Annotated in this window: 16 protein-coding genes; 1 reads left to right on the top strand and 15 read right to left on the bottom strand. The window is 62.8% G+C overall.

The window, feature by feature from the left end:
- Positions 1-176 precede the first annotated feature (176 nt).
- The 13 genes from ACSQ1W_RS01470 to ACSQ1W_RS01410 form a co-directional block, all read right to left on the bottom strand.
- Positions 177-659: a copper resistance protein NlpE N-terminal domain-containing protein gene (locus ACSQ1W_RS01470; RefSeq protein ID WP_436041387.1), complete on the bottom strand. Its 483-nt coding sequence runs from the start codon at positions 657-659 to the stop codon at positions 177-179.
- Positions 660-699: 40 nt separating this feature from the next.
- Positions 700-1,857 (bottom strand): glycosyltransferase family 2 protein, encoded by a 1,158-nt coding sequence (locus ACSQ1W_RS01465; RefSeq protein WP_436041386.1) that lies wholly within the window; start codon positions 1,855-1,857, stop codon positions 700-702.
- Positions 1,854-2,120, bottom strand: coding sequence for a hypothetical protein (locus tag ACSQ1W_RS01460; protein WP_436041385.1), 267 nt, complete (start codon positions 2,118-2,120; stop codon positions 1,854-1,856). Before ACSQ1W_RS01460 ends, ACSQ1W_RS01465 begins: the two co-directional genes overlap by 4 nt.
- On the bottom strand, positions 2,120-4,078 hold the full coding sequence (locus ACSQ1W_RS01455) for a glycosyltransferase (protein ID WP_436041384.1): 1,959 nt from the start codon (positions 4,076-4,078) through the stop codon (positions 2,120-2,122). Before ACSQ1W_RS01455 ends, ACSQ1W_RS01460 begins: the two co-directional genes overlap by 1 nt.
- Positions 4,078-5,154 (bottom strand): NAD-dependent epimerase/dehydratase family protein, encoded by a 1,077-nt coding sequence (locus ACSQ1W_RS01450; protein ID WP_436041383.1) that lies wholly within the window; start codon positions 5,152-5,154, stop codon positions 4,078-4,080. The genes ACSQ1W_RS01455 and ACSQ1W_RS01450 overlap by 1 nt, the downstream gene beginning before the upstream one ends.
- Before the next feature lie 49 nt (positions 5,155-5,203).
- Complete coding sequence (locus tag ACSQ1W_RS01445; protein WP_436041382.1) at positions 5,204-7,099, bottom strand: methyltransferase domain-containing protein; 1,896 nt, start codon at positions 7,097-7,099, stop codon at positions 5,204-5,206.
- On the bottom strand, positions 7,096-8,388 hold the full coding sequence (locus tag ACSQ1W_RS01440; RefSeq protein ID WP_436041381.1) for an ABC transporter ATP-binding protein: 1,293 nt from the start codon (positions 8,386-8,388) through the stop codon (positions 7,096-7,098). Before ACSQ1W_RS01440 ends, ACSQ1W_RS01445 begins: the two co-directional genes overlap by 4 nt.
- The gene (locus ACSQ1W_RS01435) at positions 8,385-9,167 is read right to left on the bottom strand and encodes an ABC transporter permease (protein WP_436041380.1); all 783 of its coding nucleotides are present in this window, start codon (positions 9,165-9,167) and stop codon (positions 8,385-8,387) included. The genes ACSQ1W_RS01440 and ACSQ1W_RS01435 overlap by 4 nt, the downstream gene beginning before the upstream one ends.
- Positions 9,168-9,178: 11 nt before the next feature.
- Complete coding sequence (locus ACSQ1W_RS01430) at positions 9,179-10,396, bottom strand: cystathionine gamma-synthase (protein WP_436041379.1); 1,218 nt, start codon at positions 10,394-10,396, stop codon at positions 9,179-9,181.
- 93 nt (positions 10,397-10,489) lie between these two features.
- Positions 10,490-11,860, bottom strand: a complete 1,371-nt coding sequence (locus ACSQ1W_RS01425; protein WP_436041378.1) for a pyridoxal-phosphate dependent enzyme — start codon at positions 11,858-11,860, stop codon at positions 10,490-10,492.
- Between the two features lie 110 nt (positions 11,861-11,970).
- Positions 11,971-12,189: a YdcH family protein gene (locus ACSQ1W_RS01420; RefSeq protein ID WP_192270526.1), complete on the bottom strand. Its 219-nt coding sequence runs from the start codon at positions 12,187-12,189 to the stop codon at positions 11,971-11,973.
- 356 nt (positions 12,190-12,545) lie between these two features.
- Positions 12,546-13,427, bottom strand: coding sequence for a hypothetical protein (locus ACSQ1W_RS01415; protein ID WP_436041377.1), 882 nt, complete (start codon positions 13,425-13,427; stop codon positions 12,546-12,548).
- A gap of 11 nt (positions 13,428-13,438) precedes the next feature.
- Positions 13,439-13,834, bottom strand: coding sequence for a DUF4398 domain-containing protein (locus ACSQ1W_RS01410; RefSeq protein ID WP_192271373.1), 396 nt, complete (start codon positions 13,832-13,834; stop codon positions 13,439-13,441).
- A gap of 93 nt (positions 13,835-13,927) precedes the next feature.
- Here ACSQ1W_RS01410 and ACSQ1W_RS01405 point away from each other — a divergent pair, with 93 nt between their 5' ends.
- Positions 13,928-15,064, top strand: a complete 1,137-nt coding sequence (locus ACSQ1W_RS01405; protein ID WP_192270528.1) for a PilT/PilU family type 4a pilus ATPase — start codon at positions 13,928-13,930, stop codon at positions 15,062-15,064.
- A 67-nt stretch (positions 15,065-15,131) separates the two neighbouring features.
- Here the strand turns inward: ACSQ1W_RS01405 and maiA are convergent, their stop codons facing one another.
- Entirely contained in the window at positions 15,132-15,791 is a 660-nt protein-coding gene (gene maiA / locus ACSQ1W_RS01400; RefSeq protein ID WP_436041376.1) for a maleylacetoacetate isomerase, read from the bottom strand.
- A 98-nt stretch (positions 15,792-15,889) separates the two neighbouring features.
- Complete coding sequence (locus ACSQ1W_RS01395) at positions 15,890-16,879, bottom strand: fumarylacetoacetate hydrolase family protein (RefSeq protein ID WP_192270532.1); 990 nt, start codon at positions 16,877-16,879, stop codon at positions 15,890-15,892.
- Positions 16,880-16,908 lie beyond the last annotated feature (29 nt).

Here is a 16,908-nt window from a genome sequence, read left to right as displayed (position 1 = left end):
GCCATATTCATTGCACCAAAGCAGTAAAAGTACCCCAGCCAAGTAATGCGCAACTGGTCCTACCGTCGATCGCCGGTCTTACAATAGTTTGCTGTCGCCCAGCACGCACCTGTGCTCGTCGACTAGCTTAGTAGAGGCCGCTTTTGCAACCCCAGCATGAAAAGCTGCGCCGTCAGTCAGTTGCCAACCCGAAGATCATTGGTGCCATCTATCGAGTATGCTTTCCCTGTGGCGTCCAGCGGTCTGATGTGACCTGCCGAAAGAACCTCGAAGTACCGATCCTCCCAAGCTTGTGCCGCCGGATCCAGAGTGAGACGCCTACTTGCGAAGTCTGCACTCCATCGGCCAGTGCTATCCAGCACACTACCATCACCGACTTTTCCGTCATAAACCTCGCTGAGCGTATACGTACCATCCCCCAAAAGCTCCAGCTTGGTGTTCACTCCCTTGCAGTCACCACAAGGCAGGGTGCCGACGTAGCTTCCAAGCATATTCTGCTGCGTAGGCTCCACCGCCACCGTAGCCGTTACTTGTTCCGCCGTAACTGGCGCGCTTGCGGGAGCCGACTCCTGACTCTCCGGAGCAGGAGTCGTGCCGTCGCAAGCGGCCAGAGCAACGGCTGTAAAACCCATCACCACCAATTTACTGAGCATAGACATAACTTGTTTCCCTCACTGAAAACTACTGTTGGGATTTTCACTAAACGCGACTCGGGTAGCGATAGGGCACAACCTTCTCGGCGCTTCCAAGGATGGCGGCCTCGATACTTTCGGGTACAGCTCGCCTATCACTGACTCTCACAAGCCGGGGACTACCGCCGAGCTTGGACTGGAGGTGTTGAATGGGATCCATGCCTGGCAGGTCGATGCGCGTGGCGAAACCAAGCGCGCTAACAGTTCCATGCAGCCCTGAGGCGTCAGCGCGAATGCTGACCGAAGCTCCCGCCGACTTCGCCAACGAATCCATCCAGCCGACGTTGATATCGTAGCCTTCGCTGCGAGCGACGTCGCTGACAATAGCATCTTGCACGCGCGCCCACAGGCCTTCCATTTTCTTCGAACTAATGAACGCATCCACATCCCGCCGGAAGTTCGGATAACGCATATCGATGATCGCCTCGTTCGCCGGAACCGTCGTGGCGCCCGCCGAGACGAGCCCCGCCGCCTGATTCGAACCTCGCCCCTGGTGGTAGACGAACGCTGCCGGGGCAAGACAGAGCCGATAGCCCGCCGCCAGGCTGCGCAGGCTCCAATCCGTCTCCTCGCAGTAGCCGCGGCCGAAGCAGGGATCCATCACACCTACGTCGCGTACCACCGCCGTGGGCATCATGATGCAGAAGCTGATGCCCGCGGGTATGTCGACGGCATCATGCGTGAAGGTGGCGGTGCAGATCTCGCTGACCCGATCCACCACCTCCTGCGATGCCAGGTGCTCGTCAGGATCATCGTTGGGAACGGAATAAATGGAAACGTTGTTCGACCATGCCGTCACCGACCCCATCTTCGGCTGTGCCGCTATCGGGAGCATCGTGTTCACAAGGTTCTTCGGAAAAATGACATCCGAATTGTTGATCGTCACGAAATCGTATCCATGCTCCACAGCCGTCAATAGACCCAAGCTGACATTGCGGGGGATACCGAGGTTGCGGGGCGTACGGTAGTAGATGGCGCCCGCCTTCTGGCAGAACTGCTCCAACTCCTCGCTCCAGCCCGGTTCCGGACTGGCGTCATCGAGGATCAGGACATTGACCTCGGCATCGCTGGCTTCCGCCATACGCAACGCACTCGTGATGGCTCGCGGAACGAACTGGCGCCCGTTATAGACCGTGATGCAGTGGAGGACCCTCTGCTTCTTCACAGAAGCCTCCTCAGCCTCGGGCTGAAAAGCCTCGCCAGTCGATACACCCGGGACGCGGCGATCTGGCGCAGTTTTTCATCGCCGCTCGTCAGCCCATAGTCGATGGACTGCACTGCGCTCCCATTGATTCGACCGCGCGCTTCAAGGAGTTCGCGACTTAGTTTTGTCAGCCGGGCAGTAAGGTCGAGCACGCGCCGGTTGGCGATCTCGACGTCGATCAACGCCTGTTCCAGAGATATCTTATCGATGTCGTGTTTGTTCATTATCGTGGCGTCTTAGAAAGAATGGTTCGGTAGAAATCCACCAGGCGTGCCGCCGTATCGTCCCAGGTGAGGCTCTCGGCATTGCGCAGGATCGCTTTCACCACCTGTGCCGCCTTGTCTGGATTCACCAGGATCTGGTGCGCGTAGTCCGCAAGTCCCTCTGCCGACCACGTCTGCGGGATCGACGCATCCTCGATCAGTTCCTTGAGTGGACCAAAACTCACATGCACTGTCGGCACGCCCATGCTCGCAGCTTCGAAGGGCACCAGGCCGAATCCCTCGGACGATGTCGGATAAAGTACGAGCTCGGCGTGACGCATCAGCCAGTTGCGCTCAAGGCTCGACACATCCGGCAGCGACAGAAGATCGCCGCCCGCATGCAGCCTGAGCGCTGCCTCCTCGAGTCGTGAAGAGCCCCTGGGAACCTGTGCTCCCGCCATGACGAGCACAAGGTCGTGACCCCGCTTTACCAGCAGATCCCAGACCTTGATGGCCAGATCGCGATTCTTGTGGGTGTAGTTCGCACCGAGCACAAGAACGAAACGCCGGGCTGCCAGTCCAGCCTTAATCACGCCGCCAGGCACCGACTCCTCATCGTCCGGATCGAGATGGTCGCTGCCGTTCTTGGCGACGCAGGTGCGGTCCGAGCCGACACTGAGCTGTTCTTCACCGATGACGTTGAGGGTATCGTTCGAGATCGCGACGACCCCGTCCGCGGTCGCCGCCGCGATTTTCATGTTGTCGCGATAACCGAGCCAGGCTTGGCCGTCACGGTGATAGCTGCCGATCTTGTAGGCGATCAAGTCCTGGATGGTGATGACGATGCGCTTGCCCAAACCGCGCCAACGACCCCAAGGAATCGTTGCGTCCGGCTGGAACGGGCGATGCACGATATCGACCTGGGGTGCCCCGCTGAACTGGAGCCCGTCTTCGGGGCAGAACGAAATCTTTCCATGCCTCATCAGCTTGGTGGCGTACCCAGGCACCGTACCGCCCGGGACACCCACCATGATCGACGCGACGTCCTTCCGCCGGGCCAGTGCATCGAGCAGGCACACGGTCTGGACTTGCGTACCCATCTCCATCGAACCAAGGCACGAGCCATCAACGAGAAGCCGCAACCCCTGTACTTTCGCGCGCGCGACGTCCAGCGCGATGGCCATGGGCGACGCAATGGAATTACGTTCCTGATCGTAAAGCGCAGGGAATTCATGGAACTCGAGGTGCAATCTGTGCCGCCCGTGCTCGTCATCGAGGAGCTCGGTGGGCACGTGGTCATGGCGCCAAGGAACCATGAGATATGTCGATGCGTCCAGAAGGTGGGAGAATCCCCGGCGCGAGGCACGCAAGGCGAACTGTGCGATCTCATGCTTGAGCCCGCCCCCGCTTCCGCTCGAAGTCCCGCACAGCCTGTAAGGCGACAGTGCCAGCAGGATCGCGCTTCCTGCCGGCATCGGAATCGGCACCTGCGTACTGGCCGGCTCCAGGGTACGCAACCGCTCGGTCACGGCCGCCTCGTCCATGCCCCCGATGCCGTAGGGAACAGGCGTGTTGCGGTACGGGAAGCTGAGGTAACCCGCCGCATTCGACAGGAAGGAAACGGTCGCCACGCGCCCGTCCTGCGCGAGCTTGTGCGCTGCGTTGGACAGCGCGTCGGGAGGCATGGAAGTTGGCTGGTCGACGATCAGAACCGCGCCCAGCTCAGGCGCGATACTGTCGACGCGCGCGATGGCGTCGGCCAGGGTCCAGGCTTCGAATACATGGACGTTGGCGAGTTCGGCATAAAGCTTGCGCGCCGCCTCCGGCGCGCTGGTGGCGATATGCACGCCAGCCGCACCCTCCAAGGACAGGCACGTGCGGACGCAGTCGATCCACTCCAGCGGAGCATCCAGCATCATGAGCAGGACACCGATGGGAAGGCCGGGATCCTCATCCATCGACGAAACAGGAGTGGACATCACGCGTAGCCCTTCTCGACCAGCCAGTCGCCGACCAGCTTCGCACCGCGCTGGAACGGAATCATGGCATCGACGTCCGCATAGCGCGACAGCACTCGCGTGTCCGCCACGGCGCTACGGACATCCCCGTCGCGAAACTGGCCCGTGACATAGGGGGCCGGCGCATCATGCAGCGCAGCGATCGTACGGGCGGCCTCCAGGATCGAAACACGCTGGCCCGTCCCCACGTCCACGACGTTATTGTTTCCGCCACTGTCCGCGACGCGCACGAGTACACGTGCGACATCATCGATGTAAACGAAATCCCGCACGATTTCTCCATCTTCGTACACCGGGATGGCTTGCCCTTTGCGCGCCATCCGATGGAACAATGTGATGATTCCGGTGTAGGGATTGATCGGCGATTGCCCTGCTCCGTATACGTTCTGGAGGCGCAGGATCTTCAGATCCACGCCCATGGCCGAGCACCACGCCGACAGAATGTGCTCCTGAGCGAGCTTGGTCGCGCCGTACACGCTGGTGGGACTCGGGCGGACATCGTCGGCGGCATGCGGCAATGCATGGCAACGCTCCCCCGCGCTGGTCGTCGGCTCCCACTGGCCGCTCGCCAGCATCGCGTGCGTGCGGATACCGGGATAGGTGATGCCACCATCTGTCCCCTGCCATGCACCCTCACCATAGACCGCACGGCTTGACGACAGTACGATCGACTTGGGAACCCGCTGGTGCCGTGAAAGCGCATCGGTCATGCGCGTCGTTCCCACCACGTTGACATTGCCATGACGCGTCGCTTCGAGCAGCGATTGCCCGGTACCCGTTTCGGCCGCGAAGTGGAAGACGACCGTGGGATCGAACTGCGCCAACACCCTATCCCAGGCCTCTGCATCGGTGACGTCTCCAACGACAAGCTCCACGGAGGGATGCAGTGCCGCTGGCCGCTCCTGGCGCTCGTGGATCTGCGGGTGCAGATTGTCGAGCGCCACGACCGAATGCCCGGCATCCACCAGCAGGCCCGCGACGGCGCATCCTATGAAACCCGCACCACCGGTGATCAAGACCTTTTCTTTCTGATCCATGACAAAATTCCCTGAATGATCCGATATTGACGATGGCTGCTTCGCCGATTCACTTGGTGAAAAGGCGATCCCAGAATCCTCTCCGGAAAACCCTTGCCCTGACTTCGGAAAGCTCTCGCGCCATCTGTTGGTGCGAGGCGAGCATCGTCGAAAAATTCTCTTCCGTCCTGGCTTCGAGTTGACCAAGACGTTCCTCAATCGATCGCAGCTGGCCGACGGCCTGGCTCAGCTGAGCCTGCAGCGAGTGCGCGTCCGTTCTGCCCGCAGCCGCCAGACCCCGCAACGCCTCAAGCTGTTCGTCGACATGACCGATCCGCTGCCCAACCTGGGCAAACAGGGCCTGTTGGTCGGTGACAGCCTGCCGCAACGCCCCTTGTTCGTCCTTCAGGCTGCCATGCTCGCGCAAAAGCCCCAAGAGATCATTATGTAGATTGGAAACTCTCTCTGTCTCGACACGGACGAGTCCAGCGGTATGCGCATTATCTTCCGATGCGCGACATGCCGCTTCGTTCTGGGTCCTAGCGACCACGGTAACCGACTCTTCCAGCATCTTGAGCAGCGCCTCGTGCGCACTCTGCGGCTCGATGGCCGCGCCCCCCCGATCCTCGAACGCAGTCTGGAGCACCTCCAGCATCTGCTCGAAGTTCCAGTCTGGCAAGGGACGCTTCGCCAGCCCGGCCACCCAATGCGACCAGTTCCCCGGGAAGCCATGGGGCGTAACCCCGATTTCCCGAATCGGCCCGACCAGGATCTGCGGTGCACTCAGCAGTTCCCGCACAAATATCAGGAAGGCGATGTAGATGTTCTGCGGCCAGAAACAATCGCTTTTGATCGGCGATATGGCGCCATAATCGATCAGGCAGAACCGCCCTTCGCCGCGTGCGAGTACGTTCCAGACACGGATGTCCTGGTGGTAAAGACCCCGGCGTTCGAGTGCGATGCACTCGGCGAGTATGTCTTTGACCACCAGATAGGAATCGAATGGCTGGCCTGCATCGATTGCGTCGATCAACAACTGCCCGTCGATCTTCTCGCGTACGAGGAACAGACTCCTGCTGTCCTCGTCGACTGCGATGATCCTCGGATAGGCGCCATCGCCCTCGACGTCGCGCAGGAAAGCGACTTCACCCTCCAGCTCCTTGCGATTGACATCCGCATCTTCGCCCTGGATGGAAAGTACTTTCAGCACCCGGTCATCGGAGAGCAGATACGTGCGACTGTGTCGGAATGACCGTTTCGCAAAGCGATGTCCGCCCCGCCTGGCATGCTGGATTTCGCCAACCTCGCCGGCGACGAACCAGTAGGCGTCACTGACGAAAAACAGCGGCCGCGTGACGTCCGACAGATGCGTACCGGTGTGCCTGATCTCACGCAGGAAAAGCGCGTCACCGAACATCGATGCCGGATCGGCAGGAAGGGCCGCAGCCCAATAGAGCGGCTCCTCAGCCACTGCCAGCTCCGCCAGCAGCACGGGAGCGCAGGAGCGCAGGCGAGTGACGGTCTCGCTGGCGGCCTCAGGAGAGACGTGGAACGCGACGTGGTGAATGACGCTGAGCAACAGCACGATGTCGAAACGGCCGCCCTCCAGGGAGGCTACATAGTCCTCGATCCGCCCCTCGACGAAGTTCACGTCCAGATGAGGATTCAGCGACGCCAGCTTGCGACAGAGCTCTGCGTTCTCGGTCAGCATCTCCACACCGACCACGCTCGCGCCGAGCTCGGCAAGCGAGAAGCTCAGATAGCCCTGCGCGCACCCCAGATCCAGCACGCGCAGAGGGCGACCCAACTGGTTCGACAACGCGCGATACACCTGCCTGATATCTTCAAGGCGATCCTGGGTGGCACGCGATGCCTGGCCCGACAGCTCCGGGTAGCCGTAAACGGGCTGATAAACCTCGGGCAATCGGGCCACCAGTGCTTGTACCGCCTCAATTTGCCGATTCATGGGTGCACCGTCAGTTTTGCACCGAGATCGACCAGGCCGGTGAACGGCGACTTGCGCGTGCTGGTAATGATGATGGAGTCATAGCGTCTGTCGAGGGGCGACAGACCATCGAGATCATCGCCGGCAGCAACACCAAGCGATACCAGATAGTCGCCACTGTTCAGCGAGAAAGGCAATGAAAACTCGAACACCTTTTCTCCTCCCGCCTGGGCGGGAATCCGCTGCCAACCGTCGTTCAAAATGAGTGAGTTGGTTCCATAGATGAAAACGCCATCCAGGGTCTTGATCATGAGTCCGGGCACCACGTTATCGAAATCGCGCTTGAAGCTGCAACGGAAAGAAAGCCGGAGCTGATCGCCGCACTCGATGCTGGCTGGATACTCGCCTTGCGGCCCCACCACCAGATAGTCGGTGATGGCGGCTTCACCACTCCCCCATCGGTATTCCTCCTTCCTGTAGAACGGCCTGTCCTCGTAGTGCCCACGCAATGCATCTGCAGCGGGAACACTCGCGATCATGTCCGCCACGGTAAAACCGCCCGCACCGCCGTCAGACCCACGGCCGAATATCTCATCGAGGTAGGCATTGGTGACATCGCGAGGATGGCCGTCCAGTTTCAGTCTTCCTCCGCTGAGCAGTATGGCCCTGTCGCAGTTTCGAACGATGTCTGCAACCGAGTGGCTCACCAGGAGCACGGACATGCCTTCGGCTTGATAGCGCCGGATGCGTTCGTAGCACTTGGCCTGGAAGAATGCATCTCCCACCGCCAGGGCCTCGTCGACGATCAACAGGTCCGGGCGGAATGCGGTCGCGATGGAGAACGCCACGCGCGCTTGCATGCCGCTCGAATAGGTCCGTACCGGATGATCGAACGCACTTCCGATTCCCGAGAACTCGGCGATACCCGAGATCACAGAGTCGATCTCGCTCCGCGAGCGGCCCATCAGGCCGGCGATCTGATAGGCGTTGTCACGCCCGCTCAACTCGGGCTGGAAACCCATGCCTAACTCGAGTATCGAGGCGATGGACCCCTGCTTGGCGATCCAGCCGCTGGACGCCGACAGCGTCCCCGTGATGATCTTGAGGAGCGTACTCTTGCCTGCACCATTCTTGCCGACGATGCCGATTGATTCACCCTTGGCAACCGAGAACGTCACACCTTCGAGCACGATGGTTTCGCGCTGGGCCGACAGCGGAAAACCCAACCACTTCCCAAAGCGCAGCCATTCACTGTCCCACTCGAAGTAGGACTTTCCGAGATCGTGGACTTGCAGGACGTCGTCGCTCATAGCGCGTCGGACATGTCAGAGGAGGCTCGACGGAACAGCACGACCGCGAAAACTGCCAGCGCGAGCGCGAGCGCGGCCACCTGCGACAGATAGGCCGGATCTGGCAGTTCGCCGTAGACCAATGTTGCATGGTAGGCACTCACGAGCTTGTAGACGGGACTCATAAGCAGCACATCCTTCACCCTTTCAGGAAGGATGTTCGGCGTGTAGACGATGGGGGTGAGCCAGAACAATGCCTGCAACACGACCTGCACCGCCTGCGCCACGTCCCTGACCACCACATTCAGAATTCCCAGGATAGTGCCCAGCGACAGCGCGAAGACGAAGTTGATCCCGATGATCGCGGGTAGCAGCAATGCCGCCGCAGAGAAGGTGTGCCCCAGCAGCATGAAAACCAACAGGATGGCCAGCAACAGAAAAAAATTATTGACCAGCGCCATGCCGGCGGCGATGACCGGCAGACATACGCGGGGAAACGCCACCTTCTTCATCAGGTCGGCCTTGTCCACGAATACGTTGACGCAACTCATCACCACTTCATGGAAAAGCGCCCACGCCAGCATTCCGGCAAGCAGGTACAACGCGTACGCATACTTGCTTTCAATTCCTGGGAGCTTTGAAGCGATGATCGAAGAAAGCACCGTCGCGTAGACGACCGACTGGACGATGGGATTTATGATCATCCACAACGCACCCAACTTGCTACGCGAGAACTTTGACTTGAACTCGTTGCGGATCGACGAGAAGACAAAGAACCTGTAGCTGTACAGCCGGGACACCTGGCCTATCATCAGCCGTCGCTCCGCCCGTCACTCTCCTCAAGTGACGCCAGCGCATTCGAGATATCGGCCACAAGATCACCGCACTCTTCCACGCCAACACTCAAGCGCACCAGCCCGTCACTGATGCCCAGCTTTTCCCGACGCTCCACCGGCACCGACGCATGCGTCATCACCGCGGGGTGATTCACCAGGCTCTCCACGCCGCCAAGCGATTCGGCGAGCGTGAACAAGCGGCTGTTCTCGCAGAACTTCCTGGCCGCGTCGAAGCCACCTTTGAGCACGATCGAAATGATGCCGCCATAGCCCTGCATCTGCTTGGCAGCGAGCGTGTGCTGCGGGTGCGAGGCGAGTCCGGGATAGATGACCTTCTCGATGGCGGGGTGCGTCTCCAGCCATGTCGCCAGCGCGAGTGCATTCTCGCAATGGGCTTTCATACGCAGGTGCAGCGTCTTCAGCCCGCGCAACGCAAGGAAGCTGTCGAATGGCCCCTGCACGGCACCGATGGAGTTCTGCAGGAACGCCATCTGCTCCGCCAGTTCAGCGTCGTCTCCCACCACCACCATGCCACCGACCATGTCGGAGTGGCCATTGAGGTACTTGGTGGCCGAGTGCATCACGATGTCCGCGCCGAGTCGCAGCGGACGCTGCAGGATCGGAGAAGCGAACGTGTTGTCGACCACCACGTGCAGGCCATGCTTGTGGGCGACACCACAGATGGCGGCAATGTCGACGATCTTCAGCATGGGGTTGGTCGGGGTTTCAACCCACACCATTCGCGTTTCCGGTCGGATGGCGGCCTCGAAGGCTTCCAGGTCCGTCAGGTCGACGAAGCTGAAATCCAGTGCCGCAGTGCGCCTGCGCACGCGCTCGAACAGCCGGTAGCTGCCACCGTACAGGTCATCCATTGCAATCACATGGCTGCCGCTGTCCAGCAACTCCAGCACGGTCGAGGTCGCCGCCATGCCGGACGCGAACGCGAAGCCACGCGAGCCCCCCTCCAGCGCGGCGACGCAGCGCTCGTAGGCGAACCGGGTAGGATTGTGGGTCCGCGAATACTCGAACCCCTGATGGACGCCCGGACTGCTCTGCGCGTACGTCGAGGTCGCATAGATCGGCGGCATGACGGCGCCAGTGCTGGGGTCGGGCGACTGGCCGCCGTGGATGGCCAGCGTTCCCAGGGCGGGCTCGCCAGCGCCCCCATCGGAAGGGGATGAGTGGTGCGTCATGTTCGGGTTCCTTGAATCAGCCGGCCATTCTACTGGCCGAGTCTTAACGTATCGTCCATGCGCCGCCCACCCGTGGATGGCAGACCGCGTCGTTTACTGCGCGCGCCGACGCAGGTAGTTGAGCAGGTCGATGCGGGTGATCAGGCCGAGGAAGGCCTCCCCATCCGTAATGATGGCTACTTGTCCGCGATCGAACACCGGCAGCAGTGCCTCGATCGGCGAGCGGACATCCAGCCGGTCCAGCTTGCTGACCATGGCGGTGGAGACCGGATCGCGGAAACGGGCCTCGTCGCCGTAGACATGCAGCAGCACGTCACTCTCGTCCACGATGCCGGCCAGACGGTCGCCATCCATCACGGGCAACTGCGAGACGTCGTACAGCTTCATCCGCTGGTAGGCGGTGGTGAGCAGGTCCGTCGGGCTGACCACGACCGTGTCGCGCTGGCTGTAGGGACGCAGGATCAGGTCGCGCAGATCGCCGTACTGGGTCCGCTCGATGAAACCGTTGTCCAGCATCCAGTAATCGTTGTACATCTTGGACAGGTACTTGTTGCCGGTGTCGCAGACGAACACCAGCACCTTCTTGGGCGTGGTCTGTTCCCGGCAGTACTTCAGCGCGGCCGCCAGCAGGGTGCCGGTCGACGAGCCGCCCAGGATGCCCTCTTTCGCCAGCAGGTCGCGCGCGGTGTGGAAGCTTTCACCATCGCTGATCGCGTAGGCCTTCTTCACCCGGCTGAAATCCGAAATCTGCGGCAGGAAATCCTCGCCGATCCCCTCCACCAGCCAGCTGCCGGACTTGGTGCTGAGGATGCCCTCGTTGATGTACTGGGTCAGGATCGAGCCGACCGGATCGGCCAGCACCATCTCGGTCTGCGGCGAATGCTCGGCGAAGCAGCGCGACAGGCCGCTCATGGTGCCGGAGCTGCCGCAGCCGAAGACGATCGCGTCCAGCTGCCCATCCATCTGGCGCAGGATTTCCGGGCCGGTGCCGAACTCGTGTGCCGCCGGGTTGTCGGGGTTGCCGAACTGGTTGATGAAGTAGGCGCCCGGTGTCTCGCGGGCAATGCGCTCGGCGAGGTCCTGGTAATACTCCGGGTGGCCCTTCGCCACGTCGGAGCGCGTCAGGATGACCTCAGCGCCCATGGCCTTCAGGTTGAAGATCTTTTCCCGGCTCATCTTGTCCGGGACCACCAGCATCAGCTTGTAACCCTTCTGCTGGGCCACCAGGGCCAGACCGATGCCGGTGTTGCCGGCGGTACCTTCCACCAGTGTCGCGCCCGGCTTCAGATCGCCGCGCTTCTCCGCAGCCTCGATCATCGACATGCCGATGCGGTCCTTGATGGACCCGCCCGGATTGGCGCTTTCGAGCTTCAGGTAAAGGGTGCAGAGCCCAGTGTCGAGGCGCCTGGCCTGGACGATCGGCGTGTCGCCGATCAGCTCGAGTACGGAAGAGTGGATCGCCATGCGGCCGTGCATCCGGTGCGGTACGGGACCGGATTATCGCACTAGGGTGACGCGGACGGCGACGGCCGACGAGGAGGCCGTCGCCGCCCGCGACGAGAAAGCGGGGAGGGTCAGTGGGGCTTGGCGTCGTAGATCCGGAGCAATCGCTCCTTGGCGTGCAGCTTCTCGCGCTTCATCTGGCCGAGCAGGGTGTCGTCGATGGGCAGCACGCCGAGTTCGGCGTCGGTGACCTTCTTGTCCAGCTCGCGGTGGCGCTGGTACAGCTGCTTGAATTCCGGATCGGCCTTGATGAGCGCATCGATGTCGGACTGCGGTTGACCTTCGAACATGATCGTTACCTCCTTCAGCGGAAATACGAACGCCCCGGCCTTCACAGGCACGGGGCGTTGGCTTGGGAGCGGAGCATCTGGCCGGCAGCGCGGGCACTTCCCTTGGGAATACCCGCTCCGGCCTGCTTGCCGGCGGCGGTCTCCTGGGGGATCGGTACGGGCGTCATCGGGTCGATTCTCCGGTGAGCCAAGCGACGGGAGCCGCTTGGGTATACGACCCTACTCCTCGACTTCCAGCCCGGCAAGGGCTGGCTTAAATATTTGATTTACAAGGAAAGACATCCAGTGGTGAACATTCAGGCAATTCGCCCGTAAGCCACCGGAGTTCGTTCAACCGACTGATTTACATGACGAAATCAGTGCGTGACCACGACTTCCAGCGCGCGAGCCTTGCTGCCGGTGCCCTTGGCGGCGCTCTGCAGGCGCGCTTTCGGAATGCCTGCCGCGACCAGTGCGTCGCGCAGTGCATCCGCACGGCGCTGACCGGGCGTCTGGCTGTCGCCATACCCCTCCAGCCGGGCACGGGCCTTCGGGTTGGCCTGCAGGTAGGCGGCCAGGGCCTTGGCGCTGGCAGTGCCGCCTGAGGACAGCTTGGCAGAACCGTTGCCGAACGCATCGGCTCCCAGGGTGAAGACCTCGCCGCGCGCCTCGAACTTCGACGCGGGCAGCTTGGTGCCGGAGACCAGTTCGGCCTCTTCGCGCGCCAACTTCAACTCGCGCTGGCGTGCCGCGCTCAGCCGGTTGGCCTGCTGGCCAGCCACCGTGTCCAGTGTGGTTTCGGCTTCCTGTCGCGCAAGGGCTTCGGCTTCGGCGGCCAGGCGCAGGCGTTCGGTTTCCTCGGCCTGGATCTGCGCCTGCACGCGCAGGCGTTCGGCCTCGCGACGCGCCTTCTCGGCTTCGCGGCGGCTGGCTTCCACCAGCAGTTCGCTGCGGGTGCGGTCCAGCCGATCCACGTCACGGCGAGCCGCCTGCGTACGCGCGGCGATCTCGGCGATCTCGATGCGACGCTCGGCGATGTACTGCGCCGTCTCGCGCTGGCTGCGACGTGCTTTATCGAAGGCTGCGATGGCGTGCTGGGCCTGCAGCTTTTCGTAGGCGGCCATCTCGGCAAGCACCGGATCGGCCTGCAGAGCCGCGAGCCGCTGGTTCAACTGCACGACCACCGGATTGTCGGCCGCCACCGCGCCCGGCGATGCCATGGCAAGAGCGAGCCCCAGCACGGTCGAATGCATGCTCATGCGGAAGGCGCTCATCGCTTGTTCTCCCCGCCGATCTGCCGTTGCAGGTCGGCGATCTCCGCCTGACGCTGCGCCACCTCGGCCAGCGCCACGGCCTCCTGGCTGCGTGCGCGGGCAAGATCGGCCTCGACAGCGGCCCGCTGCGCGAGGTCCAGCGTCTTTTTCTTGTCGCGTGCGGCATGCGCCGCCTGGGCCTGCGCCAGTGTCTGCCGTGCGGCGGCCAGCGGCTCGGGCGCGTACTGGTCGGCGTCGGCCTGGTCGGCGCGCTGAACCGCCTGCACGGCGGCTTCGAGCTCCGGGGTCAAAGCGCTCTGTGCGAAAGCGGGTGCGCCCGACAGGGCCAGTGCCGCTACTGCGGCGGCCATCACATGCAGGGGCCTGCGGAAGTGTGCGAAGCTAACGATCATTGGGGTGCCGTGACGTTGAGGGGTGCGCGCGGCCATTGTCGGAAGCCTTTGGCGCCGTTGCAACGTCGCCGCGCATCGTGGGGAGCTTTGCATATGGACATCGGCTATTTCCTGAAGCTGATGACCGAGAAGAACGCCTCGGACATGTTCCTCACGACCGGGGCGCCGGTCTACATCAAGATCGAGGGCAAGCTCTATCCGCTGGGCAACACCGGGTTGCCGCCCGGCATGGTCAAGAAGATCGCCTATTCGCTGATGGACGAGGGTCAGGTGCCCGTGTTCGAGCGCGAGCTCGAGCTCAACATGGCCATCGCCCTGCAGGACGCCGGCCGTTTCCGCGTCAACGTGTTCAAGCAGCGCGGCGAAGTGGGCATGGTCATCCGTGCCATCCGCAGCGTGATCCCGACCATCGAGGAGTTGAACCTGCCGCCGGTGCTGAAGGACATCATCATGACCCCGCGCGGGCTGGTGCTGATCGTCGGCTCCACCGGCTCGGGCAAGTCGACCTCGCTGGCGTCGATGATCGACTACCGGAACACCACCAGCACCGGCCATATCCTCACCATCGAGGATCCGATCGAGTACCTGCACAAGCACAAGCAGTCGATCGTCAACCAGCGCGAAGTCGGCCTGGATACGCATGCCTTCCACAACGCGCTGAAGAACGCGATGCGCGAGGCACCGGACGTCATCCTGATCGGCGAGATTCTGGACGCCACCACGATGGAGGCCGCCATCGCCTTCGCCGAGACCGGCCATCTGTGCCTCGCGACGCTGCACTCCAACAACGCGGACCAGACCATCGAGCGCATCCTCAACTTCTTCCCCGAGAGCGCGCACAAGAACGTGCTGATGAACCTGGCGCTGAACCTGCGCGCCGTGGTGTCCCAGCGCCTAGTGAAGGGCGCCGACGGTCGCCGCATGCCGGCAGCCGAAGTGCTGATCAACACGCCGATGATCCGCGACCTGTTGCGTCGCGGTCAGGTGCACGAGATCAAGGCGGCGATGGAGGAGTCGCTGGAGGAAGGCATGGAGACCTTCGACCAGTGCCTGTTCCGCATGGTCAAGGAAGGCCAGATCGAGCAGGAGGAAGCGCTGCGCGCCGCCGATTCGCGCGACGGCCTGGCGCTCAAGTTCCGCCTGTCCGAAGGCAGCAAGGGCGAGCACGACCCCTACGCGGATTACGACACCGGCAGCAGCTCCCCGCGCATCACTCACGGCTTCGGCTGACGAAGGGTCGCGACACGGCGGAGAGGAACGGGCAGGGAAACCTGCCCGTTTTCATTCGGGGGCCCGATCAGCCGTTGGCGTCGGGCTGGTTCTCGGGTCGCGCCTGATCGAACGCCGGCAGGGCCAGGCAGGCCTGCTCGATGCGGACGATGGTCGGGAAGGCGCTCATGTCGACGCCGAACCGGCGTGCGTTGAATACCTGCGGCACCAGACAGCAGTCCGCCAGCCCCGGCGTCTGCCCGTGGCAGAAGGCGCCCGTCGCGGCATCGCCTGCCAGCAGGGCTTCCATCGGCGCGAATCCTTCCACGATCCAATGCTTCACCCAGTCGTCGCGCTCGGGCTGGGGCACGTTCCAGGTGCCTTCGAAATGCTGCAGCACCCGCAGGTTGTTGAGCGGATGGATGTCGCACGCCACCATCAGGGCCAGTGCCCGCACCCGGGCGCGGTCGCGGGCCGTCATCGGCAGCAGGCGCGGTGAGGGCCAGGCCTCGTCGAGGTATTCCAGGATGGCCAGCGACTGCCGGATCACCCGCACGCCGTGCTGCAGGGTGGGCACCATGTGCTGGGGATTCTTTGCGACGTAGTCCGGCGCGTGCTGCTGGCCGCCGTCGCGGACCAGATGCACTGGCACGGTCTCGTAGGCCAGGCCCTTGAGGTTCAGGCCGATGCGTACGCGATAGGCAGCGCTGGAGCGCCAGTAGGAATACAGCCTGAGTTGCTCAGCCATGCAAGCCGCTCCCCGCGGTTTGCGCCTTCGAATGCCCGGATTCCACGTCCATGCCTGCCCCGCTCCGTTGAGGGTTCACACTGGGCCCGGGCGCGGCTTCAAGGCAAGGGTTGCGGTTCGATCCGCTGCTCGATCGCGCCAAAAATGGAACGGCCGTCACGGTCCGTCATTTCGATACGGACCACGTCGCCGAAGCGCATGAACGGCGTGGACGGCTTGCCGTCGCGTAGCGTCTCCACGGTGCGCTTTTCGGCGAAGCAGGAGGCGCCTTTGGAGGTGTCCTCGTTGGCGATGGTGCCCGAACCGACGATGGTGCCGGCCGACAGCGGCCGCGTCTTGGCCGCGTGCGCGACCAGTTGGGAGAAATCGAACTGCATGTCCACGCCCGCTTCCGGTGCCCCGAACCATTCACCATTGATGTGCGTCACCAGCGGCAGGTGCACCTTGTTGTCGCGCCAGGCGTCGTCCAGTTCGTCCGGCGTCACGAACACCGGCGACAGCGCCGAGCGCGGCTTGGACTGCAGGAAGCCGAAGCCCTTGGCCAGCTCGCCCGGGATCAGGTTGCGCAGCGACACGTCATTGACCAGACCGACCAGCTGGATGTGGCCGGCCGCCTGCGCCGGCGTCACCGCCATGGGTACGTCATCGGTGATGACGACAATCTCGGCTTCCAGGTCGATGCCATGGTCTTCGCTGACCACCTTCACCGGATCGCGCGGGCCGTAGAACGCGGCACTGGTGCCCTGGTACATCAGCGGATCGGTGTAGAAGCTCGCGGGAACCTCGGCATTGCGGGCGCGGCGGACACGCTCCACGTGCGGCAGGTAGGCACTGCCGTCAACGAACTCGTACGCGCGCGGCAACGGCGCGGCCAGTGCCTGCAGATCGATGTCGAACGCGCCGTCGGCGTCGCCGGCGTTCAACGATTCGTACAGTGCGTTGAGGCGCGGTGCGGTGTTGCTCCAGTCCTCCAGCGCGCGCTGCAGGGTCGGCGCGATGCCGGTGGCGCGCACGCCGCGGGCCAGATCACGCGACACCACGATCAGCGTACCGTCGCGACCACCTTCCTTCAGGGAACCCAGCTTCATCGCCACTCCAGATGCCGGCGCCCACGCGC

This window comes from Pseudoxanthomonas sp. LjRoot143, assembly GCF_964252945.1.
Lineage (GTDB): Bacteria > Pseudomonadota > Gammaproteobacteria > Xanthomonadales > Xanthomonadaceae > Pseudoxanthomonas_A.
The sequence above is the reverse complement of the archived record's forward strand: the minus strand, read 5'-3'. Positions and strand labels throughout refer to the sequence as shown.